This is a genomic window from Chroococcidiopsis sp. SAG 2025 (genome assembly GCF_032860985.1).
Taxonomy (GTDB): Bacteria; Cyanobacteriota; Cyanobacteriia; order Cyanobacteriales; family Chroococcidiopsidaceae; genus Chroococcidiopsis.
Map to the genome: position 1 here is coordinate 2960206 of NZ_JAOCNC010000001.1, position 20386 is coordinate 2980591.

Genomic DNA, 20386 nt, shown 5'->3' on the forward strand with positions numbered 1-20386 from the left:
TTGCGAATATTTGTCAAAAGATTCCGCCAATACGCTGGCGATATCATGCCGAACAAATTTTTTCTAAGCAAATCAAAAACTTGGAACCGCCGCCAATTGTTGAAATGGGGGTTAACAGGTGCAGGAACTGCCGGTGCTGCTGCTGTAGGGCTACACTTTGCATCCCGAAGTCATTCTGCCGCGCGCGTGCCACCCATACCACCTAGCGATCCATCAGACGATCGCGGTTTGCAACCCATGACCGTTCTCCGAGATTTCGACTACGGCACGCTGAAAAGAGAAAACGGCAGAAATATTCGCGAATTTCGGATTACAGCTCAAAACACGACGATTCAACTCAATCGCGCTGTTGTTTTTAACACCTGGAATTTTAACAATCGCATCCCAGGACCAACTTTACGCGCCAAACAAGGCGATTTCGTCCGCGTTGTCTTTCTCAATCAAGGCGGGCATTCTCATTCCATGCACTTTCACGGCATTCATCCTACAGAAGAAGATGGCGTGCGTCCGATTCGGCACGGTGCGGCAACAGTTTACGAATTTGAGGCAAAGCCATATGGCATTCACCTCTACCACTGTCACGCCGAGCCTGTGACCCGTCACATCGGCAAGGGATTGTACGGTATGTTTATCATCGATCCGCCTCAAGGACGACCGCCAGCAGATGAAATGGTTTTAGTTATGGGTGGCTTTGATGTGGATGAAGATAAGCACAACGAGCTGTATGCCTTTAATGGTTTGCCGGATTACTACCACATGCACCCCATACCTGTTTACCAAAATCAGCTCATTCGGCTTTATTTGCTCAACATGATCGAATTAGATCCGGCAGTGACATTTCACATTCACGCTAACTTCTTCAAGGTTTATCCCACGGGCATGACTCTCAACCCCAGCCACGAATCAGATGTCATCACGATGGGGACAGCCGAACGTCACATTTTAGAATTTGCCTACCCCTATACGGGCAAGTATATGTTTCACCCCCATCAAGACGCGATCGCCGAAGCAGGATGCATGGGCTATTTTGACGTAATTAGCCAAGCATAACTACTAAATTTTGTCAAACCAGTTGACAATAATTTTCACCAAAACTCGCTTTTCAATAAGGAAGGTTGAAAATGTTGCAGAAATTACCAAACGGGCGGAGAGTGGCACAAGAAAAAGATTCTTGGTTTCTAGGCTTCGATCGCAGACTTAGAGCGATCGCGCGGTTCTTGTTACTCAGTATCAGCGCCGCAATGTTGGCGATCGTCGTTAGCTGCACTCAACAAACACCAGATACCACTAATAACCCCTCTCCAGCCCCTGCAACGAATACAAGCGCCTCTGCACCCAATCATCAACAACACGGTGGAAAAGAGCAAATTAACATCAACACTACCATCCTTTCAGAATTAGATAAATTTGAAGCCATGTTGGGCGTACCTGCCTTGTCTAATAAAATTCAAGCCAGCCGCCCCTACGCTAACCCCGAAGAACTCGTCTCTAAAAATGTCGTCACTCAAGAGCAATTCGACAAAATTAAGGACATGGTGACAGTAGAAGATGTGGTGCTGACTGGGGAAGCTAAAGATGTAGACTACATGTCTAAACTCGGCTTGATGAAAGGACATTTAATCGTAGCAAAAGAATTACTCGACAAACAGCTACCGAAGCAAGCAGAACCCCACATCGGACACCCGGTAGAAGAAATCTACGTGGATGTGGAAGATCAGCTCAACGAACGCAACGTAAAAGAATTTAAGACAACTTTGATCGGCTTGCAAGATTTGATTAAAGCTCAGCCCAAGTCCGATAAAGTTCAAGCCGACTTTTCAGCTTCTATGCAAGCGGTAGACGACGCGATCGCGGCATTACCAGAAAACGAGCGTTCCTCTGCCGCATTTAACCTGCAAGTCATCAACGAATTACTCGATGCTGCTAACTCCGAATATGGAGCGGCGATCGCCAATGGTAAAATTTCAGATGCGATTGAGTACCAAGACTCGCGTGGTTTTGTCATCTATGCCAACAACCTTTATCAAAAGATAGCCGACCAAATGGCAAAGGAAAACCCCGAAGCACACAAGACAATAGATACTAGTCTAAAAGACCTTGCCAAAGCTTGGCCCTCTGCCGTTCCACCAGCCAAACCTGTCAATACTCCTGAGGAAGTAACTCAGTTAGTCAAAGCGATCGAGCAAAACTCGCAACAAGTTATTAGTAAATCTAATCCATCAGTATAAAGGTAGACTGATAACTGGTCAGTTGTTGTCGATCGCTAGGCAAAGACTAGCGATCGACTCTTAACCATTACTGACTCTTGTAAGGGCGGATTTTGAGCGCAGATTTATTACCTAAGCGCGTGAATCTTTTGCTCATCATGCCCCTACGATAACTGATAACTAACAACTGATAACTGAACAATGCGAGAACTCGACCAAAAAAAGACAATCGAACTGCTAAACTCCATCATGGAGTTTGAACTGGCGGGGGTAGTACGCTATACCCACTACTCTCTCATGGTGACTGGTCCCAACCGGATTCCAATTGTCGAGTTTTTCAAACTGCAAGCTACCGAGTCGCTCACCCATGCTCAGCAAGTAGGAGAAATTTTAACTGGTTTGGAAGGACATCCCAGCCTGAGAATTGCTCCGATGGAGGAAACCTACCAGCATACGGTACGGGATATTTTGGAAGAAAGTCTGTCTCACGAACGGAAAGCGCTAGATTTATATAAAAAACTGCTCGATACTGTAGAAGATGCCAGCGTTTATCTAGAAGAATTTGCCCGTACCATGATTGGAACGGAAGAACTGCACAACATTGAAATTAAAAAGATGCTACGCGATTACAGCGGTAGTACTGTGTAGTGTTGATGGTCGATCGTTGATGGTTTGTAGTTGCGAACAATTAACTATTGACTATTAACAATCAATGATTTTGTGAAATTATCTGGATAAAATTACTTAGAAAATGCAATGAATTTTAGTGCCGCTCTACCTACTTTTGTCATTACTCTGCGGGAGGGAGTAGAAGCAGCCCTCGTCGTGGGGATCGTTTTGGCTCTACTCAAGAAAGCCAAACAGAGCAAACTCAACTCCTGGGTTTATGCTGGTGTTGGAGTTGGAATCGCCGCGAGTGCATTGGTGGGGTTGTTATTCAGCGCCATCATTCAAGTTCTAGGTTCAATAAATCCTGAATATACTCCAGTGGTAGAGCCACTGATGGAAGGAGTCTTCAGCGTTATCGCGATCGCTATGCTTAGTTGGATGCTGATTTGGATGACTCGTCAGGCGCAGTTTTTGAAGGCGGAAGTGGAAGGGACGGTGACGGCGGCGCTCAAACAAGACAATGGTGCGGGTTGGGGCGTTTTTAGCTTAATTTTCATTGCCGTACTGCGAGAAGGCTTTGAAACTGTCTTATTCATTGCTGCCAATTTTCAACAAGGTTTTTTTCCGGCAATTGGGGCAATTGGTGGTTTATTGACGGCGATCGCGATCGGAGTTTTGTTATTTAAGTGGGGCGTAAAAATCAATATTCGCCTATTTTTTCAAATCATGGGCGTTCTGTTATTGCTGATTGTGGCAGGGTTAGTTGTTTCTGCACTGGCACATTTTGATACTGCTGTTGCTACTCTTGCCAAATTAGATCGACAGTCAGAAAGTCTGTGTTTTTATTACGAACGCTTCACCCGCAATCCCTCGTGTATTTTGGGACCAAGAGTATGGAATACCTCGAAAATTTTACCAGACGAGCAATTCCCTGGCGTAATTTTAAAAGCTTTATTTGGCTATCGAGATGACCTATTTTTAGTCCAGGCAATATCTTATGTAGCGTTTTTAGTGACTGTAGGTGGGATTTATTTCCGCAGTTTAGGCACGGGTGTAAGTAAGCCAAAATCAGAGGCTGTTACAACTCATCAGTCTATTAGTTCTGGTAGCAAGGAAACTTAACTAGTAGAGTGCGTTAAATAACGCAGCCTACAATTATGAAATGTTACACGTGCTGAAAAATTACCTTAGCATATTCCTCGGCAGTATTTTGCTCGGCAAACTGTTTCATGCTAGCGCGATCGCCTAAACTTGTAGCGTCAGTCAAAAATCGAGTTAATCCTTGAGCAATTTCACTTGGGATCGTTGAATCTACACCTAATCCCAACTGATAGCGGTTCACCATCTCTCCCATTAAACCGTAGTTGGAACTAAGAACTGGTTTTTGAGCTGCGGCAGCTAATAGTAAAATGCCACTCATACCAATATGACGTTGATATGGAGCTAAGATAACATCAGCAAGTTGAAAATATGCTTGTACGGTATCTTCGGAAATATATTCAAACTGCGTCAGAATTTGTACGGGTTGCGACTGCTGAACTCGCTCGATTTGCGCTCGGATGGCTGCTTGCTCTGGCGGATATGCATTGCCGACAATTAAGAGGCAGATTTGGGCGCTAAGATTTGATGGTAACTGCGATATCGCTTCCAGCGTTTGATACACTCCTTTACGTTCGGCTTCAAACGAACCAAACAGAAGCAATATTTGCCGATTAGTATCAATGCTTAATTTTGTTTTGAGAAGATCTGGCTGTATGATTTCAGAAACATGGCGATTGACTTGGACTGGATCTGGTAAATGTACGGCTGCTACATGAGAATTCAATCGCTCCAAATGTGTGATGACGAAGGGATCGAGACAGAAGAGAGTCTTCAATTGTGGATGTTTTAGCATCCGTGCTATGACAGTTTTCTCCCGATATTGTTGCAGAGAACTTTTTCTAGAAGGTACGTAGCTACTAAAGTCGCTATAGTGAAAAGTTGGCTTGAAATATATTCCAGATAATTTGCAAGGTGACGGAAATCCTAAAGCTAGTGGAATTTGACAAGTATCTAAATACATAATTAGACACTCACTAGCATTTAAAGATTTAGCATATCGACAAAGTATTTGCCATTCTTGAAAGTTGCGCCAAGTACGCTTTAACTTAGAATTTCGAGATTTCAGTGCAGCGTCTTCTGCGGCGGAGATCGCTACTATTTGAATATTATTTTGATTATATTTGTTAACGAAACCGACAACATCAGCGTGTTTTTCAAGAAACATTGGTGATACAACTACGTCGAGTCTATCCGCTAACTGGCGATCGCCCCAATATTGTATGAGATATTTGATGTATGCTGCATGATGACCAAAAATAGAAAGGTCGAACAGCATCAAATTGCGTTTTTTTATCATAGTTTTTTATATCTTGCATGTTTCATGACTATTTCAGTTTGCCCATTTTCAGCTTTTATGCAAACTTTATATCTAATTCGATCTAATAAATTGCTCTATCTCTATAGCAAATATTTCACTAATATGGCATTAGTGAAACTACTGAGCGATAGAAAAAGTCAAGGAATTACGTATTTAAAGTTAGAGATATCGATCCCCCTACCCCCCTTTTTAAGGGAGGAATAGATAGCTCCTTTTTAAAATATTTGGAAAACGCAACTTTTTCAATGGGGAATAAATACCCCCTTTTTAAGGGGATTGAGGGATCGCAGTTGTGTATCGGCTAAAATAATAGAAACTACTTTACGAAGCATCTCTAGCAAGATTTTCTGGTTGCCAACCTAATAAAATATTTGGTCTATTTCCAGGAAGAGGAAATAGTTTTTGAAATCCCAATTGACGTTTTTTCGGGGACTCTTTGGCTAAATTCCACAAAGTTTCATAGAAAAAGAAAGAAACTCCTGCAAAGTTATGCCTGCGAGTAACTTGAACTTGATTTTGAATTTGCCCCCAGGGAACGTATTTACCTTTTAAACCTGATAAAATTCCAATTCCTACTGGAATGTGTTTTCGTGCTGCTTGCACTTCTGGGTATTGTAATTCGCTCAGAAATACTTTGAGATCGTTGCGATAGACTTGCAAAACTAATTCTTCAACCAATCCCTGTCTGTCCCACTCTGCCCAATCTGCAAGAAAAAGGTCGTAGGAAACTCTTTGAGGATTGGGAGCAATTGAAATTACGCAATTCGGTTTCTGTTGCTTGACTGCTTGAAATACCTGTTTCAAAAAAGCCGTAATTTTATCAGCTCGCCAGTGCAGCCATTCGGAATCTTGGGGATCGCTAGGTGGCTTTTTCCCCTGATGTTCTTGTTGATATAAATTCACGGTAAATGGATCGTAACCAAATTCTGAAGGTAAACCGAAATGGTCGTCAAATTGAATTCCGTCTATATCGTATTTCGTAACGACTTCTAAAATTAAATTTTGAATAAACTGCTGTACTTCAGGATGAAAAGGATTGAGCCAGACTCGTTTATGTTTACCTTCTAGCCAAATTTCTTTGTGATTACGCCTACGAGTTAGCCACTGAGGGTAACGTTTCGCTAATTGGGAATCAGCAGGAGCCATAAAACCAAATTCAAACCAGGGAATGACTCCCATGCGTTGTCGATCGCCCTGCGGAGTAATTTGTTGATGTCCTTGCTCGACAATTTCTTGTAAGATATCTCGTCCTTGTAATCCAGGCGTGGGATCGAGCGATCGCCCGATGGTGTTTGCAGCAACTGAGCTAGGATACAAAGTGTAGCCCCAGTTCCAAATCGTCGGATAGATAGTATTAAAATTCAGTTGATGTAAGGTTTGGATTGCTTGACTGAGGCGATCGCGTTTAAATAATACGTCACTATCAATATTCGTCAGCCATACTCCCCTAATTTCGGCAGAGTTTGAATTGGGTTTGGGAGGAGTTGGCGAGGCGATGAGAGTTACAGAAGAGCAGCATAGGATAACAGCTAGGCTGAACAGGGCGATCGCTAGGGGAGCAAAAAATTTCCGGCGCATCTTGATTAAGTGAACCTACTGACGGCAAATTCTACAGTATGGGGAAAGCTATCTGTCAGAACTCTTAAAAGAATTTTGCCGATCGATAAGTTTATGCAAGTTATAGTTCTGCTAGCCTTACTCCTGGGCATACTTCTAGCAACATTCGTATTTGGCATTGTGACGAAAAATTTTCTGCTATCCCTCGTTGCATTTCCATCGATCTATTTCTATATAGCGGCTGTACTAAAAGAATGGCGATATATTCCTTTACGAGAGCGCAGCTTTTATCTATGTAAATTAAAACGCTATCAAGAAGCGATCGCGGCTTGCGATCGCTTTCTCGGACGTTTGCCTGGATATGGTTTTACTTGGTTTAACCGAGGTTTATTATTATTTGAGTTAAAACGCTATCGAGAGGCGATCGCGAGTTACGATAAAGCTTTAGATTGTGCTAGAGATTACTACAAAGGATTTCCCTATCGAGTCTGGTATCATCGAGGTTTGGCATTACATCGCTTAGGGCGTTATAAACAAGCGATCGCCAATTACGACGAATCGCTCAAATATACAAAAACATATCATCGTAATTTACGCTATCAGGTTTGGTATCATCGAGGTCTGGCGTTGCAAGAATTGGGATTGTACAGAGAAGCAATTTCTAGCTACGACCGAGCAATGCAGTATATGCACCGATACAAACGGGGTTGGCAACAAAACGGAGCAAATGAGGTTGAGATTGCCGAGCCGCAGGACTTCTGGTATTCTCTAGATAACTTTTGGTGTGACTGCTTAGATAAGTTACAGTCCGTCCGCCTGCGCTACGAACAGGCGATCGCCAGCCATAATCCAGGCTCTAAATACAAGCCAGACTTCGGCGATGCTTTCTACAATCGTGCTTGCTGTTTTGCAGCCGCAGGAGATACTGATTTGGCTTTGGCGAACTTGCAACAAGCGATCTGTCTCAATCCCAGCGAGTACAGGGAAAAAGCCAAGGCTGATGCGGGATGGGATGAGTTGCGGCGCGATCGACAGTTTCAGAGGTTGGTTATTGGTTGACTCTTAAGAGTTGATGGTTGATGGTTGTAAAGGCTGGCGCTACGTTGCGTGAAAGTTGATAACTTAGTATATGGGCGCATGGTTGTGCGCCTTTACAGTTATCTCCTTGCCAATCTATGCACGTTACAGGTGTCCATCATGTCGCGATTATTTGTTCTGACTACGAGCGATCGAAGAAATTCTATACAGAAATTTTAGGATTTTCGATTGTTGAAGAAACATTTAGGGCGGCGAGAAATTCTTATAAATTAGATTTAAGAGTCAGCGATACAGTTCAAATTGAATTATTTTCTTTTCCCACGCCGCCGTCAAGACCGAGTAAACCGGAAGCTTGTGGATTGAGGCATTTGGCTTTTGCTGTTGACGATCTCGATCGCGCTGTCATTGAGCTAACTGCTCAGAGAGTGCAGGTAGAAGATATTAGAATAGACGAAATTACGGGTAAACGTTTTACTTTTTTTCAAGACCCAGATAATTTACCGCTGGAACTTTATGAAAATTAACATCTTTGTCCTTTGCAAAAGGCGAATAAAATTCGCGGCTACACAAACGAAGTCCGCCTGCGCGGACTATAAGACAATTGATAGTTTGAAATTTTGTCTATCAACAAGGAGTTTTTTAACTCTGGTTTTGACTTGTAGTTTATTTTTGTGTTATAGCGTTAATTTTATTTCTAGTGCTGTAGCTGCACCGATTCAGATTGCTGAAAATATAGGCGCGAGTGGTCAAAGCGATCGCGTGCCTCCTAAAGTTGTTAAAGCTGTCATTGCCGATCTGACTAAGCTGCAAAATCTTCCTCCAGAAAAACTAAAAGTGACTAAATACAGTCGCGAAAGTTGGTCTGATGGTTGCTTGGGGTTACCTCAACCGGAAGAAATTTGCTCGCAGGCGATCGTTGAAGGTTGGCGAGTTGTGGTGTCGGACGGTAATCAACAATGGATTTATCGTACTGATAATAGTGGGAAAAACGTGCGATTAGAATCACCAATGGTTTCTAAAGTCAAAAATTAAAAGTCAAAAGTCAAAACTTTAGTCAAAATTTTGAAGTTGGGTGAAATAGCAATTGGTGCTGCAAGATTTAGTTAAGTCTAAATTGAAATCAATTATTTTTGAACGAGTGAAATTTCTACACTAAATCTCCGATGGGAGCGCTGTTGTAACTGCCAAAAACTGCTTCTAAATTGCGGTAGTATTTAAATTCCATTAGGTTATAAAATGGATCTTCTAGGAAGAACGTGTAGTGTTCTAGGGGAGAATTAACAAAGCGCTGTTTGGGTGTTTCTCTAAATTTGAGGTGCTGTTGTTGCGATCGCTCTAATAAATTTTCCCATTCCAATTTAGAGGAAAAAATTAAACCAAAGTGTCTGGGATAGACACCACGCTGTGGAGCCAGAGGTTCTTTAGTCATATGAGCTACTAGCTGATGCCCGTAAAGATTTAAAATCAAAGCATGGTGAGTTTCACGACCGGGAATGCAGCCCAAACCATCGATATAGAAGGCTTTTGTCTGGGCGATGTCGGTAATGGGAAAGGCAAGGTGAAAAATAGTTTGATTCATATAAAGTAGAGAGCAGAAAGCAGGAAGCAGGGAGTAGAGGTAGATTTGAAAGCCTTGAATAAACATGTTTATAGGAAATTGACTTGTCATCTATCCACTCATTGCTATGTCTGTAGTTACGGTTACAACAGTCAAACTTCGCTCTTGTAATATTCTGGCAAAATTTAGATGACTACTAATTTATCCGTGATGTTTTCAAATCCATCGTTCCTCAATTCCGTGCTAGTTGCTGTCGGGGTGCATACAGTTTTGTTGGGTTTAGCCTGGATTGCTCCCAAAAAATTGCTAACTCCGGCTGGGCTATTGCACGCTTTGTTCTTGGGTGTTCTCTTGTACTTGAGTGTAGGCTGGCAAGGGGAATTAGTTGTCATATTCTACTTTCTCGTCGGTTCTGCCGTGACATACATTGGTATGGCACAAAAGGAAGCAGAAGGAATTGCTGAAAAACGTTCTGGTGCGAGGGGACCCGAAAATGTCTGGAGTTCGGCACTGACGGGGGCGCTGTGTGCAGTGGGAATCGCGATAACTTCGTTAAGCTTCGCTAACGCGACTACCTTTGTGGCTGAACCTATTGCGATTGTATCTCTACTGTTACTGGGTTTTGTCGCCAGTTTCAGCACCAAACTTTCCGATACCTGTGCTAGCGAAGTTGGCAAAGCTTACGGTCAGCGGACATTTTTAATTACGACTTTACAACCTGTGGCAAGAGGAACGGAAGGAGCTGTAAGTTTAGAGGGAACGTTGGCTGGTGTAGTGGGTTCGGTGGCGATCGCCATGTTAGCTTGGGGACTCGGTTTAATCGATTTACTAGGCATACTCTGGTGTGTTATCGCTGCTTTTATTGCCACTAATATTGAAAGCTTAATTGGCGCAACGGTAGAAGGTAAAGTCAGTTGGCTGACTCATGATGTTGTCAATTTTTTAAATACGTTAATTGGGGCGATCGCAGCCATATTGCTCGCTTTAATTTGGCAATTGTTAATAGTTAATGGTTAATGGTTGACTGTCGGCTCAATTTCTTCTACTAACAACCATCTACCTGCATGGTTTAATCGCCCATAAACCAAGATCGGTTGGTTATCTGGATAGATTTGTAGTTTTTCGTCAATAGGCGATCGCAAAGTTACCAGCGTCCAATCTTGTCCCTGCAATTCTTCAGGTGTGGATATAGTCAATGTATAGTCTTGCACGTCCCGACGATGGAAAATACCTGAGTAGGAGGTGGTGCGCGGATCTTGAATTCTCCTCTGCCCCTCTGCTCCTCTGCTCGCCAAACTGAGAGGACAATTTCCACTAGCCGGATACTCCTCTGGGCGATCGAGGTAATAGCGTTGCCACTCTAACCAGTCAGGAGATGCGGGTGATGAGTTGAATAAAGGCACGATCGCCGCCGGACAGCGCGGCTCTTGTAATAGAGCTTCTTGTAAATCTCTTACAGGTAATTCTCGCGGCTGACAACCCCTAGAAATACACATTGCTGCTGCCATTCCAGCAGCCTGTCCGAGATTCATCACCACTGGCTGCAAGCGCGTCGCACCATTGGCAATGTGAGAGACAGAAATATTCTTTTCACAGGCTAAGAAGCCGTCGATCGCTGCCGGAATTAGACAATGATAGGGTATGGTAAAAGGCGTTCCCGTCCAGCGCCCTCCCCAGCGAGTCGATTTCGGTTGTAGGGGAAAATCAAAACCTGGGTAGTGGTGGTCGTTGGCATAGTTACCAATTGCGATCGCATTGATACCTGTACTATCGACTGGTAAAGCAGCGACTCGACCTTCAGCTAAGGGCAAAATATCCTGTTCTCGCACCGTAGCCATGCCCACAACGCGCCGACTCTCGCGATAGTAAGGGTGGAGAGCGTATCCACCACTGTGGTGTAGGGGCGCACGGCTGTGCGCCCCTATACGATTGGAATAGGAAGGAAAAACACCTTCAGCCAAACCATAACGCCGTCCGAGTTGGGTTTGAATGTAGTGTAAGAAGCCTTGCGTATGCCACAAACTTTCTTGCAGAAACTCAGATCTAGCCGTGGTGGAGGTCACTAGTCGGTCTAAACCTTCGCCGTAGTCGTTGCCGCAAATGGGCCAGTTGAGCATGAATAAATTGCCTGGTAAGCGCCCGTAGTCAAGAAATTGTGCGGCTCCGTAGCTTTCCCAAGCTCCAGCAAATATTTCTGGACTGTATGACGGTGGTGGGGGAATAACTGGAGCGATCGCGTCCCCAAAATCTTGCATGAGTCCTACCCAAGTGGGCGCTTGAACTGGGTATTTTGTCGTTAGCTCGTTTGGAGCAATTGGGGCGCTGGGTTCTCCCCATTGCGATCGCCATTCCCAACCCCAACGGTACGGAATCTCGGCTAAAGCCAATAAATCGCCCAACTCTGTAGCATCGATGGTAATTTCGGCAGTAACCGTAAACTCAGCAAATTCTACCCCAAAAATGCGATCGCCTTGGCGTAAAACGGCTTGCGGTACTTGTCCCACCAGCCAAGTCAAGTTAGGCAATTCTCGTACCCATCGAGCAAAAATCTGCGCTCCTATACGCGGATCGAAGCTAAAAAAGCTCACCCAGCTATGGTCTAATCCTTCCGGCTGGCATTGCTGCAATTCCCGCAAAAATGCTCCCCACAAGCCTGTTTGCCATGCTACCAATTCGTTACCATCAGGAACCGACACCCCAGCTGATGTCAGCATACCTCCTAACCAAGGAAATTCACTGACCAGGATTGTTTTTGCACCAGATCGCGCTGCTTGGATTGCCGCAGCCGTACCGCCAGTACCACCGCCAACGACTAGAACATCGGTATGAAATTGAGAATTCATTCAGTCATTAGGGAGTAGGGAGCAGGGAGTAGGGAGTAGGGAAGAACTTATAATTTGCCAATGACCAATGACAACTTGCTATTCCCAAATTTTGATTGTCCGATCTTTGCTGCTGCTGACTAAAGTTTGACCTCTGGGGCTAGGCGCGATCGCTAATACCCAGTCAGTGTGAGCTAGTAGATCGTGTAGGAGTTGTCCCGATTGCGGCTGCCAAATTTTGATCGTGCGATCGAGGCTTGCACTCATTAGGGTATTACCATCATTACCGTAAGCAATCGCAACAGTTCTATGCTCATGCTCTGCCAGCGTTTGTAGTTGCTCTCCAGTTCGCCAGTTCCAAATCTTCACGGTTTTATCCCAACTCGTGCTAGCCAAATGTTGTCCGTCGGGGCTAAAGGTAATTGCCCTGACTGCATCAGTATGCCCTGTCAGCGTGCGTAGTAGTCTTCCTGTAGCTAAATCCCATAACTTAATCGTGCGATCGATGCTGCCAGTAGCAAAAGTTTGCCCGTTAGGACTTACCGCCAAGGAAAACACGCGGCGATCGTGTGCTGGGAGCGTGCGATGCAATTGTCCGTTCTGGGCGTTCCACAGCTTAACGGTTCCATCTTCTCCCGCACTAAAAAGCGTCTGTCCGTCTTGACTGATGGCAACAGTCCATACAGGTCCCCCATGTCCGAGTAGCCTTCCCAAGGGTCTGCCTGTTGTGATATTCCACAGCCGTACTGTTTTTTCGCCGCCACCGCTCACCAAAATTTGTCCATCTTGACTCAGAGCGATCGCCCGTACTGTATCTGTATGTCCGGTAAGCGTGCGCTGTAACTCTCTAGTTTGTAGATCCCATACCTTAATCGTTTTATCTGCACTACCACTAACCAACGTACGTCCATCTTGGCTGACAGCGATCGCCCATACTGAATCTGTGTGTCCGGTTAAAGTTTGAGTCAATGTATAGCGATCGAAAAGCCGATTCGAGGCGATCGTGGCAAATTGTGCTTTAGGCGGCGCGATCGGTGGCACAGCCTTCGATCCTGGTCGGAGAGCGTAATATAAGCCTAGAATTAATCCCAGCGCCGAAGTAATGCCAATTGCCATCCCCAACCATAGCGCTATCTGTTGTTGTCCTCCAGTTGATGTTCTTCTCGACTTTGTTCCCGATCCATTCACCGCCGATGCTTGATGACTACTAGAATTTGGAGCAGTTGAGGCGGAATTGGGGGCAGAACTTCTTGGGGTAGGTGTTGGCTGTGACAGTGCTGCTGTTGGTAGGAGTGGTTGGAGATCGGCTAGGACTTCAGTTGCTGATTGGTAGCGCTCGGTGAAATGGTAGCGTACCATTTGATTCAAAATCGATCCCAAAGCTAGAGTGACATTTGTGAGGTGTTGCCAAATAACTTCCCCACTGTCGGCATCTTCTAGCAGCATTGTTGGTTGCATTCCAGTCAACGCTTGGATGGCAATCATTCCCAAAGCATAAATGTCACTATTCGGACGAGGACGACCTCGGCTTTGTTCGCTGGGCATATAGCCCGGTGTACCGATCGCCATTGTCGCTGGAATTCCCATAGCAAAGTTGGCATTGGTTTGTCCTGCGGCAGTGACAACTTGCGTCCATGCCTGCTTGACTGACCCAAAATCGATCAGTACCAACTTGCCGTCGCTGTCACGCTGAATTAAGTTACTAGGTTTAATATCGCGGTGAATTAGCCCATGGGCGTGAATCACTTCTAAAATAGTAAGGACTTCCTGTAAAAAATCGATGACTTGGGTTTCACTCCAGCGTACTCCTGGAGCCAAAACTCGATTCAGTGGCTGTCCGTGAATGTATTCTAATACCAGATAAAATTGTTGATCTAGCTCAAAATAGTTTAACAATTGCGGTACTTGGGAATAAGTACTCAATTTTTCTAGCGCTGCGACTTCACGAGTAAATACACGCCGTAGAGAAGACAAGGAGCTAGTGCGACCGGATGGTCCAGGCAAGAGATGTTTGACAATACATGCTTGCGGTGAGGGGGTAACGAGATCTTGTGCCAGATAGGTCTGACAGTAATCGCTACTACTCAGGATTTGGACGATCTGGTATTGCCCTTTGATAATTTCACCTAGCATTGTGGCAGTTGCAAAAGCAGTGGCAATGATTGGGCGTTTTTAGTGTTAGTTAATCATAGCGATAGCTGGCGGTTCTGGCGATGAATCTCTCTGTCGATCGCCGTAACATAACCAAATCTCATCACAGTTCCAAAATGATTCTAGCTTGTGATAAGAAGTCGGGAGTTGGGAGTCGGGAGCAGTTATCAGTGACCAGTGACTCCTGACCAGTTAACAATCCACTACACCCCACACCCCACACCCTACACCCTTTCTTCACTACTCCCTGCTCCCTGCTCCCTGCCCCCTATTAACTGCTACATTCTAAAGTGCTGGATTAATGACTACAAGCTATGAAAGCCCAGGTATTTCGCGGTGTGGATCGATTGAGTTATGAGGAATTACCCGTACCAGCTATTGAAGCGGATGAAGTCTTGGTGCAAGTGCGGGTTGTTGGCTTATGTCAGTCAGATATCAAAAAAATTCGCTATCCCCTTTACGAACCACCGCGCATTTTTGGGCATGAAACGGCTGGAGTTGTCGCCGCAATCGGAAGCCAAGTTAGCGATTGGCAAGTAGGACAGCGAGTGGTGGTGATGCACCACATTCCCTGTATGCGTTGTCGCTATTGCCTGAACGACAATTTTTCCATGTGCGATATCTATAAAAATATCTCTACAACGGCTGGTTTTGTGCCTAGTGGGGGTGGATTTGCTGAATATGTGAGAGTACCCGGTCACATTGTCCGCAATGGTGGCTTGATTCCGATTCCCGATCGCGTTAGCTTTGAGCAAGCGAGTTTTGTAGAGCCAACGAATTGCTGTCTCAAAGCAGTCAAAAAGGCACAAATTGCCCCAGGACAAACGGTGTTAGTGACTGGTGCGGGTCCCATCGGACTGATGTTCGTGATGTTAGTTAAATACTTCGGTGCAAGGGCGATCGCTACCGATTTATTACCATCGCGGCTCGAAAAAGCTTTACAATTAGGAGCTGATGCTGCTTTTGATGCCCGCGATCGCGACTTAAGCACTAAAATTCAAGCTTTAACAGACGGTTTGGGAGTCGATACGACTCTACTTGCCGTCCCTAGTGAAAAGGCGTTTGCTCAAGCTCTCGATTGCACGCGCAAGGGTGGTAAAATTCTCTTTTTTGCCGAATTTCCCGACGAGGTTGAAATTTCCCTCAATCCTAATATTATCTATCGCCGCGAAATCGATTTAATTGGTAGTTATAGTTCTTCTTATCGCCTGCAAAGTCTTGCTGTCGATCTTGTTTTCAATCGCCACATTGATGTTGATGCTTTAATCAGCGATCGCTACCCCCTACAACAACTATCAGCAGCCGTAGAACGAGCTGTCAACCCTACGCCCGATACCTATAAGATTCTCATCTATCCCCAGTAGAAGGACTTGGGGGACGAAGAAGTCATAAGTAAACAAGACTGACGACTTACGACTTACGACTTCTATTTTGCGCTTTTTATCTTTATCATCTATCTATTAGCAGATGTTTGGCGCTAAGTTTGATTCAGCTAAATTTTTAACATGGACTCATCTTTTCCGACCCGGGGACAATTAGAACGCACTCTATCGCAACGCATTCAAGCGCTGTATCGCGCTCAGTTAGAGCATCGACCAAGCCAAGTTTTTTGTCAAATGTTTGATGAAAAAATTGCGATTATTCTAGAAGATGCAGTAACTCAGCCGGAACAACTGCTAGTAGAAAGCGGTAAAGAAGAATTAGGCGAAAAAGTTAGAGAAGAATTAGATCAAGCACTTCAACCCCAACTAAAAGACCTAATTGAGGAAATTGTAGGTGTAGAAGTATTAGATATTCTGAGTAATACCAAAATAGAGACGGGTCGGGCTGCAACAGTTGCTATCTTAGCTAGCCCGCCGTCTGTACGCAATTCTTAGTTTAGTTGTTGATAGATCGATGGTCGAGCGTTCTTGGCTGCGCTCGTCAACCATTAACTATCAACTATCAACTCTCAACTCTTCCCAATTTCACCAAAGGCATACTTCCGAATTACTGTTTCTAATTGGACAATATCATAAGGTTTGATCGCGCATTCTACGCAACCTGCGGTAATGAAACTTTCTTTATCTTCAGTTCTTGCCATTGCCGTTACCGCAATAATTGGAATTGCCTGAGTTTGCGGGTCTTGTTTGAGAGTTCGCGTCACATCTATACCACTAATATCCGGCAGCATCATGTCTAACAAAATTAAGCTGGGACGATAGCTTTTTGCCTTAAGAATTGCACTCTTTCCATCAACCGCAGTGATATAGTCACAATCTGCGATCGCTAAAATTTGGGCGAGTAACTGCAAGTTATCATCGTTATCATCCACAGCTAAAACAAGTGGCTGAAAAGAATCTGCCTCTAGAGAGAAACTAAAGCGAGTTTGCATGTCCATAATACGTTTGGGGCTAGTCGTAGAAGTAAGAAAATTTTTGTTGCACGATACGACAACAAAGATGGTTGCTTCTACGGCGAGGCATTCCCCCAAGCGGCGATTGGAATCGGCGCTGGCGACGAACTGGCTCGTACTAGCGGCTGTAGGTTGCTCGTCTTCGTACTCAGTACGAATGTAAGTAGCAAGCTAGCAACAGCAAGCAACAACATTGAATTTTACTGCAATTTGTAATTTTTGCTACGCATAGCAAAAATTACAATAATTGACAATTTCAGGCTCGATGAAAGCGATAAATTGTCACAAATGAAAATATATCATTAAATTTCTCTATTTTGGCAAGAAATAGCAAAATTTGAACGACGATCGCGTATCCTAGCTCACTAAGGTCGCAGTGTAGCTATATACAGCTTCAAATTTTACGCTCTGGCTATCTTTTAACAGTTAACAGTTGACAGTTTATCAGTGAAGAAAGAGGATAAGGTGTAGTGAGTGGCAAGTAATTTAATTGTGATTTGTGACTGGTAACTTACCTTGCTCCCTGCTCCCTGCTCCCTTATAAAAGATATACATCTCAAGGCTGATTAATGCGATCGCTTATACTGATAAATTTTAGGAAAATTTACTTATTCGTTTTTGCTGCTAGCACGATATGGAAGGATCGTTATCTCCCACGTTAGAGCAGCTACAACAAGAGTTAGTACAGCAAGTTATAGAACTTCACCGTACTCACCTCGGATACAAGCTGCCCCAAGTTTCTTGTCATATTGTTGATAGAACAGTCACAATATTGGCAGAAGACTCTATCACCCGTTTAGAACAGTTTTTAGGGGAAAATCAACAGACAGATCTTGCTTTACAAGTTAGATCTAACTTGCTCAAATTCTTAGAACCGCACCTGCAATCTTTAATCGAACGGGTGGTTGGCGTACCTGTAGTGGACGTAATTTGCAACAGTACATTTGAAACTGGTCGTACTAGCATTGTTGCTCTTTTGGATAGCGCTCCTAACGTCTCAGGTTTAGACACTGCAAGGCGAGTCAAACAACGACTAAAGTCGGATTCAAACCCAGATAGCGACAGATAACAGCCTCTAAATCGTCTAGCATATAAGGCTTACTAATATAAGCACTACAGCCTGCTGCGAGTAAACTTTCTCGATCTTCGGCTCGTGCTAATGCTGTTACTGCAATGAGGGTGATATTTTGCGTCTGCTGGTTTTGCTTGAGCATCCGGGCAATTTCCGTACCGCAAGTGTCCGGTAATAATATGTCCAGCAATATGAGGTCGGGGCGCTGCTGTTGGGCAATACTAATTGTGGAGCGCCCATCTTTTGCGGTGATGATATGACAATTTAGAGGGGAAAGAACTTCAGTCAGCAGCTCTAAATTATCTTCATCATCATCTACAGCCAAAATCAGGGGTTGATGCATTTTTGACAGGTAATTATTCTGAGCTAGGAGTTCCAAAACCATCCTCCAGTGTGGAAAGTTGCCAAGTTACAAACAAAATTTATCTCTAGAGGATAAAAGGCACTCCCCAAGCGGCGATCCGGCGCTTGCAATGGACTGGCTCTCAACTACATTTTTGCTAGATGTTATTTTGAATTTAAGGCTTAACTCTTTTAAGCAAAAAGGTTTTAAGCAAAAAGGACAGAATTAAATCAACTGAAGTTATGATGACTGATGCAATTCTAGCTCAATTCAACCTGAAAGATAAATTTCTCATGAACTTAGTTGAATAATTTTGTAGCAATTGTTGCATCCGGGAACATTAGCGAACATTTGTAGAGTACAGTAGCTAAGCTAAATTAGTACAAACCTCCACAAAATACGACTCAAATTTAAGCTTTTTTTTAGAATAGACAATTATTCAAGATATGGCAAGGTTTGCAGCTACCAATAACCTATCCATATTATTTCACTATCAGGAAATTGTAGTTATTTATACATTTATTTGGGCGATCGCGGCGGTAGAGAGGTAATTTTCTAGCAAAAATAGGAATGTAGAGGGGGACAAGGGAGATAAGAGAGCTGAGGGAGCGCTCGGGAGCTGAGGGGGCTGAGGGAGCAATTCAAATCAAAATTCAAAATTCCCTACACGCCACAACCCCACACCATACACCCCGTTTGCTGATAACTGACAACTGATAACTATTTACCCTTACCCCTCATTTTGGAGGTTAGAGTTATGGCGATCGCAACGATTAATCCGGCAACTGGGGAAACGATTGAAACTTTTCCAGCACTAAGCGAGGCAGAAATAGCCACGAAATTAGAGTTGGCACAACAGGCTTTCGAGCAATATCGACGAGTGCCGATGCAGCAAAAATCTCAGTGGATGAATGGCGCAGCCGAGATTTTGGAACGCGACAAAGAAAAATTTGGCAAATTGATGACCCTGGAAATGGGTAAGACTGTAAAAAGCGCGATCGCCGAAGTCGAAAAGTGCGCTTTGGTCTGTCGTTACTATGCCGAACGCGCAGCTGAATTTTTAGCTGACGCATCGGTAGGAACAGATGCCAGCCACAGTTTCGTCCGCTATCAACCATTAGGAATTATCCTCGCGGTGATGCCGTGGAATTTTCCCTTTTGGCAAGTCTTTCGCTTCGCCGCACCCGCTTTGATGGCAGGCAATGTCGGTCTGCTCAAACATGCTTCTAACGTACCGCAATGCGCTCTAGCAATTGAAGAAATCTTTAAAGAGGCAGGATTTCCTACAGGAGTCTTCCAAACTTTACTAGTAGGGTCGCAACAGGTAGCGGCAATAATTGCCGATCCACGAGTCAAAGCTGCCACTTTAACAGGCAGCGAACCAGCGGGAGCAAGTTTAGCAGCGGCGGCGGGCAAACAAATTAAGAAAACAGTGCTGGAATTGGGGGGAAGCGATCCATTTATTGTCATGCCAAGTGCTGACATCGAAGCAGCTGCTAGCACGGCTGTCACTGCCAGAATGTTGTGTAACGGTCAATCGTGTATTGCAGCAAAAAGATTTATCGTTACCGAGGCGATCGCCGAGCGATTTGAAAAACTTTTGGTAGCAAAATTTGCGGCGCTCAAAGTCGGCGATCCAATGTTACCCGATACAGATGTCGGTCCCCTAGCTACGCCAAGTATGCTAGAAGATATAGACCGCCAAGTGCAGGAGTGCGTCAAGGTGGGAGCAAAAGTTTTAATTGGAGGTCAACCGCCAGCCGAACGAGCGGGAAACTTCTACCTGCCGACGATTGTGAGTCAAATTCCGGTGGATGCAGCGATCGCCCAAGAAGAATTTTTTGGTCCGGTAGCTCTGCTTTTTCGAGTCGCAGATCTAGACGCAGCGCTTCAACTTGCCAATGCTACCCCGTTCGGCTTAGGAGCGAGTATTTGGACGCAAGACGCAACAGAAAGAGACAGAGTGATCGCAGAAATTGAAGCAGGATCGGTGTTTGTTAACGGTATGGTCAAATCAGACCCCAGGCTACCTTTTGGTGGCATTAAGCACTCTGGATATGGCAGGGAACTGAGCATTCAGGGTATACATGAGTTCGTGAATGTTAAAACTGTGTGGATAAAGTAAGAGGGGTTAGGAGCGAGGAGTGAGGGGTTAGGGATAAGAGGCAAGAGGTAAGAAGCATTAGTTAGTTTTGACTTTTAACTTTTAACTTTT

The 20386-nt window shown here is 44.4% G+C and carries 20 protein-coding genes; 13 read left to right on the forward strand and 7 right to left on the reverse strand.

The window, feature by feature from the left end; genetic code table 11:
- Positions 1-45: 45 nt before the first annotated feature.
- From N4J56_RS14245 to N4J56_RS14260, 4 genes are all read left to right on the forward strand, one after another.
- Positions 46-1050, forward strand: a complete 1005-nt coding sequence (locus N4J56_RS14245; protein WP_317107042.1) for a multicopper oxidase domain-containing protein — start codon at positions 46-48, stop codon at positions 1048-1050.
- Positions 1051-1121: 71 nt separating this feature from the next.
- Positions 1122-2228: a helix-hairpin-helix domain-containing protein gene (locus tag N4J56_RS14250; RefSeq protein ID WP_317107043.1), complete on the forward strand. Its 1107-nt coding sequence runs from the start codon at positions 1122-1124 to the stop codon at positions 2226-2228.
- A gap of 180 nt (positions 2229-2408) precedes the next feature.
- Positions 2409-2855 (forward strand): bacterioferritin, encoded by a 447-nt coding sequence (locus N4J56_RS14255; protein ID WP_317107044.1) that lies wholly within the window; start codon positions 2409-2411, stop codon positions 2853-2855.
- Positions 2856-2963: 108 nt separating this feature from the next.
- Positions 2964-3938, forward strand: coding sequence for an FTR1 family protein (locus tag N4J56_RS14260; RefSeq protein WP_317107045.1), 975 nt, complete (start codon positions 2964-2966; stop codon positions 3936-3938).
- A 43-nt stretch (positions 3939-3981) separates the two neighbouring features.
- Here the strand turns inward: N4J56_RS14260 and N4J56_RS14265 are convergent, their stop codons facing one another.
- The gene (locus N4J56_RS14265) at positions 3982-5214 is read right to left on the reverse strand and encodes a glycosyltransferase (RefSeq protein WP_317107046.1); all 1233 of its coding nucleotides are present in this window, start codon (positions 5212-5214) and stop codon (positions 3982-3984) included.
- A 342-nt stretch (positions 5215-5556) separates the two neighbouring features.
- Positions 5557-6813, reverse strand: coding sequence for a glycoside hydrolase family 10 protein (locus tag N4J56_RS14270; protein WP_317107047.1), 1257 nt, complete (start codon positions 6811-6813; stop codon positions 5557-5559).
- 9 nt (positions 6814-6822) lie between these two features.
- Here N4J56_RS14270 and N4J56_RS14275 point away from each other — a divergent pair, with 9 nt between their 5' ends.
- From N4J56_RS14275 to N4J56_RS14285, 3 genes are all read left to right on the forward strand, one after another.
- Entirely contained in the window at positions 6823-7851 is a 1029-nt protein-coding gene (locus tag N4J56_RS14275) for a tetratricopeptide repeat protein (RefSeq protein WP_317107048.1), read from the forward strand.
- A 116-nt stretch (positions 7852-7967) separates the two neighbouring features.
- Complete coding sequence (locus N4J56_RS14280) at positions 7968-8354, forward strand: VOC family protein (RefSeq protein WP_317107049.1); 387 nt, start codon at positions 7968-7970, stop codon at positions 8352-8354.
- 127 nt (positions 8355-8481) lie between these two features.
- Positions 8482-8862 carry a hypothetical protein gene (locus N4J56_RS14285; protein WP_317107050.1) on the forward strand — a complete coding sequence of 127 codons (381 nt, stop codon included), beginning with the start codon at positions 8482-8484 and terminating at the stop codon, positions 8860-8862.
- 115 nt (positions 8863-8977) lie between these two features.
- Here the strand turns inward: N4J56_RS14285 and N4J56_RS14290 are convergent, their stop codons facing one another.
- On the reverse strand, positions 8978-9409 hold the full coding sequence (locus N4J56_RS14290) for a VOC family protein (RefSeq protein WP_317107051.1): 432 nt from the start codon (positions 9407-9409) through the stop codon (positions 8978-8980).
- A 189-nt stretch (positions 9410-9598) separates the two neighbouring features.
- Between N4J56_RS14290 and N4J56_RS14295 the strand changes: the two genes are divergently transcribed.
- Positions 9599-10405 carry a TIGR00297 family protein gene (locus tag N4J56_RS14295; RefSeq protein WP_410500498.1) on the forward strand — a complete coding sequence of 269 codons (807 nt, stop codon included), beginning with the start codon at positions 9599-9601 and terminating at the stop codon, positions 10403-10405.
- Here N4J56_RS14295 and N4J56_RS14300 read toward each other — a convergent pair.
- A complete protein-coding gene (locus N4J56_RS14300; RefSeq protein WP_317107053.1) occupies positions 10402-12231 on the reverse strand; it encodes an FAD-dependent oxidoreductase in 1830 nt (609 codons plus the stop codon). The two genes, N4J56_RS14295 and N4J56_RS14300, sit on opposite strands and share 4 nt — an antisense overlap.
- Before the next feature lie 78 nt (positions 12232-12309).
- Positions 12310-14343: a serine/threonine-protein kinase gene (locus N4J56_RS14305; RefSeq protein ID WP_317107054.1), complete on the reverse strand. Its 2034-nt coding sequence runs from the start codon at positions 14341-14343 to the stop codon at positions 12310-12312.
- 332 nt (positions 14344-14675) lie between these two features.
- Between N4J56_RS14305 and N4J56_RS14310 the strand changes: the two genes are divergently transcribed.
- Complete coding sequence (locus N4J56_RS14310) at positions 14676-15725, forward strand: zinc-dependent dehydrogenase (RefSeq protein WP_317107055.1); 1050 nt, start codon at positions 14676-14678, stop codon at positions 15723-15725.
- Between the two features lie 141 nt (positions 15726-15866).
- Complete coding sequence (locus N4J56_RS14315; protein ID WP_317107056.1) at positions 15867-16238, forward strand: DUF2294 domain-containing protein; 372 nt, start codon at positions 15867-15869, stop codon at positions 16236-16238.
- A gap of 74 nt (positions 16239-16312) precedes the next feature.
- Here the strand turns inward: N4J56_RS14315 and N4J56_RS14320 are convergent, their stop codons facing one another.
- Complete coding sequence (locus tag N4J56_RS14320; RefSeq protein WP_317107057.1) at positions 16313-16741, reverse strand: response regulator; 429 nt, start codon at positions 16739-16741, stop codon at positions 16313-16315.
- Here N4J56_RS14320 and N4J56_RS14325 point away from each other — a divergent pair.
- Together N4J56_RS14325 and N4J56_RS14330 are read left to right on the forward strand one after the other, a co-directional pair.
- A complete protein-coding gene (locus tag N4J56_RS14325) occupies positions 16730-16972 on the forward strand; it encodes a hypothetical protein (RefSeq protein WP_317107058.1) in 243 nt (80 codons plus the stop codon). The genes N4J56_RS14320 and N4J56_RS14325 overlap by 12 nt on opposite strands.
- Before the next feature lie 418 nt (positions 16973-17390).
- Entirely contained in the window at positions 17391-17825 is a 435-nt protein-coding gene (locus N4J56_RS14330; protein WP_317107059.1) for a Na-translocating system protein MpsC family protein, read from the forward strand.
- Here the strand turns inward: N4J56_RS14330 and N4J56_RS14335 are convergent.
- On the reverse strand, positions 17779-18171 hold the full coding sequence (locus N4J56_RS14335; protein WP_317107060.1) for a response regulator: 393 nt from the start codon (positions 18169-18171) through the stop codon (positions 17779-17781). The two genes, N4J56_RS14330 and N4J56_RS14335, sit on opposite strands and share 47 nt — an antisense overlap.
- 757 nt (positions 18172-18928) lie before the next feature.
- Here N4J56_RS14335 and N4J56_RS14340 point away from each other — a divergent pair.
- Positions 18929-20296, forward strand: coding sequence for an NAD-dependent succinate-semialdehyde dehydrogenase (locus N4J56_RS14340; protein ID WP_317107061.1), 1368 nt, complete (start codon positions 18929-18931; stop codon positions 20294-20296).
- Positions 20297-20386: the final 90 nt, after the last annotated feature.

Bases quoted from the DNA above. Each gene is read 5' to 3' on its own strand.
- N4J56_RS14250 (WP_317107043.1), top strand. From the start codon at position 1,122: ATGTTGCAGAAATTACCAAACGGGCGGAGAGTGGCACAAGAAAAAGAT.
- N4J56_RS14335 (WP_317107060.1), bottom strand. From the start codon at position 18,171: ATGCATCAACCCCTGATTTTGGCTGTAGATGATGATGAAGATAATTTA.
- N4J56_RS14255 (WP_317107044.1), top strand. From the start codon at position 2,409: ATGCGAGAACTCGACCAAAAAAAGACAATCGAACTGCTAAACTCCATC.
- N4J56_RS14245 (WP_317107042.1), top strand. From the start codon at position 46: ATGCCGAACAAATTTTTTCTAAGCAAATCAAAAACTTGGAACCGCCGC.
- N4J56_RS14315 (WP_317107056.1), top strand. From the start codon at position 15,867: ATGGACTCATCTTTTCCGACCCGGGGACAATTAGAACGCACTCTATCG.
- N4J56_RS14280 (WP_317107049.1), top strand. From the start codon at position 7,968: ATGCACGTTACAGGTGTCCATCATGTCGCGATTATTTGTTCTGACTAC.
- N4J56_RS14310 (WP_317107055.1), top strand. From the start codon at position 14,676: ATGAAAGCCCAGGTATTTCGCGGTGTGGATCGATTGAGTTATGAGGAA.
- N4J56_RS14305 (WP_317107054.1), bottom strand. From the start codon at position 14,343: ATGCTAGGTGAAATTATCAAAGGGCAATACCAGATCGTCCAAATCCTG.
- N4J56_RS14295 (WP_410500498.1), top strand. From the start codon at position 9,599: ATGTTTTCAAATCCATCGTTCCTCAATTCCGTGCTAGTTGCTGTCGGG.
- N4J56_RS14270 (WP_317107047.1), bottom strand. From the start codon at position 6,813: ATGCGCCGGAAATTTTTTGCTCCCCTAGCGATCGCCCTGTTCAGCCTA.
- N4J56_RS14320 (WP_317107057.1), bottom strand. From the start codon at position 16,741: ATGGACATGCAAACTCGCTTTAGTTTCTCTCTAGAGGCAGATTCTTTT.
- N4J56_RS14300 (WP_317107053.1), bottom strand. From the start codon at position 12,231: ATGAATTCTCAATTTCATACCGATGTTCTAGTCGTTGGCGGTGGTACT.
- N4J56_RS14265 (WP_317107046.1), bottom strand. From the start codon at position 5,214: ATGATAAAAAAACGCAATTTGATGCTGTTCGACCTTTCTATTTTTGGT.
- N4J56_RS14260 (WP_317107045.1), top strand. From the start codon at position 2,964: ATGAATTTTAGTGCCGCTCTACCTACTTTTGTCATTACTCTGCGGGAG.
- N4J56_RS14330 (WP_317107059.1), top strand. From the start codon at position 17,391: ATGGAAGGATCGTTATCTCCCACGTTAGAGCAGCTACAACAAGAGTTA.
- N4J56_RS14340 (WP_317107061.1), top strand. From the start codon at position 18,929: ATGGCGATCGCAACGATTAATCCGGCAACTGGGGAAACGATTGAAACT.
- N4J56_RS14290 (WP_317107051.1), bottom strand. From the start codon at position 9,409: ATGAATCAAACTATTTTTCACCTTGCCTTTCCCATTACCGACATCGCC.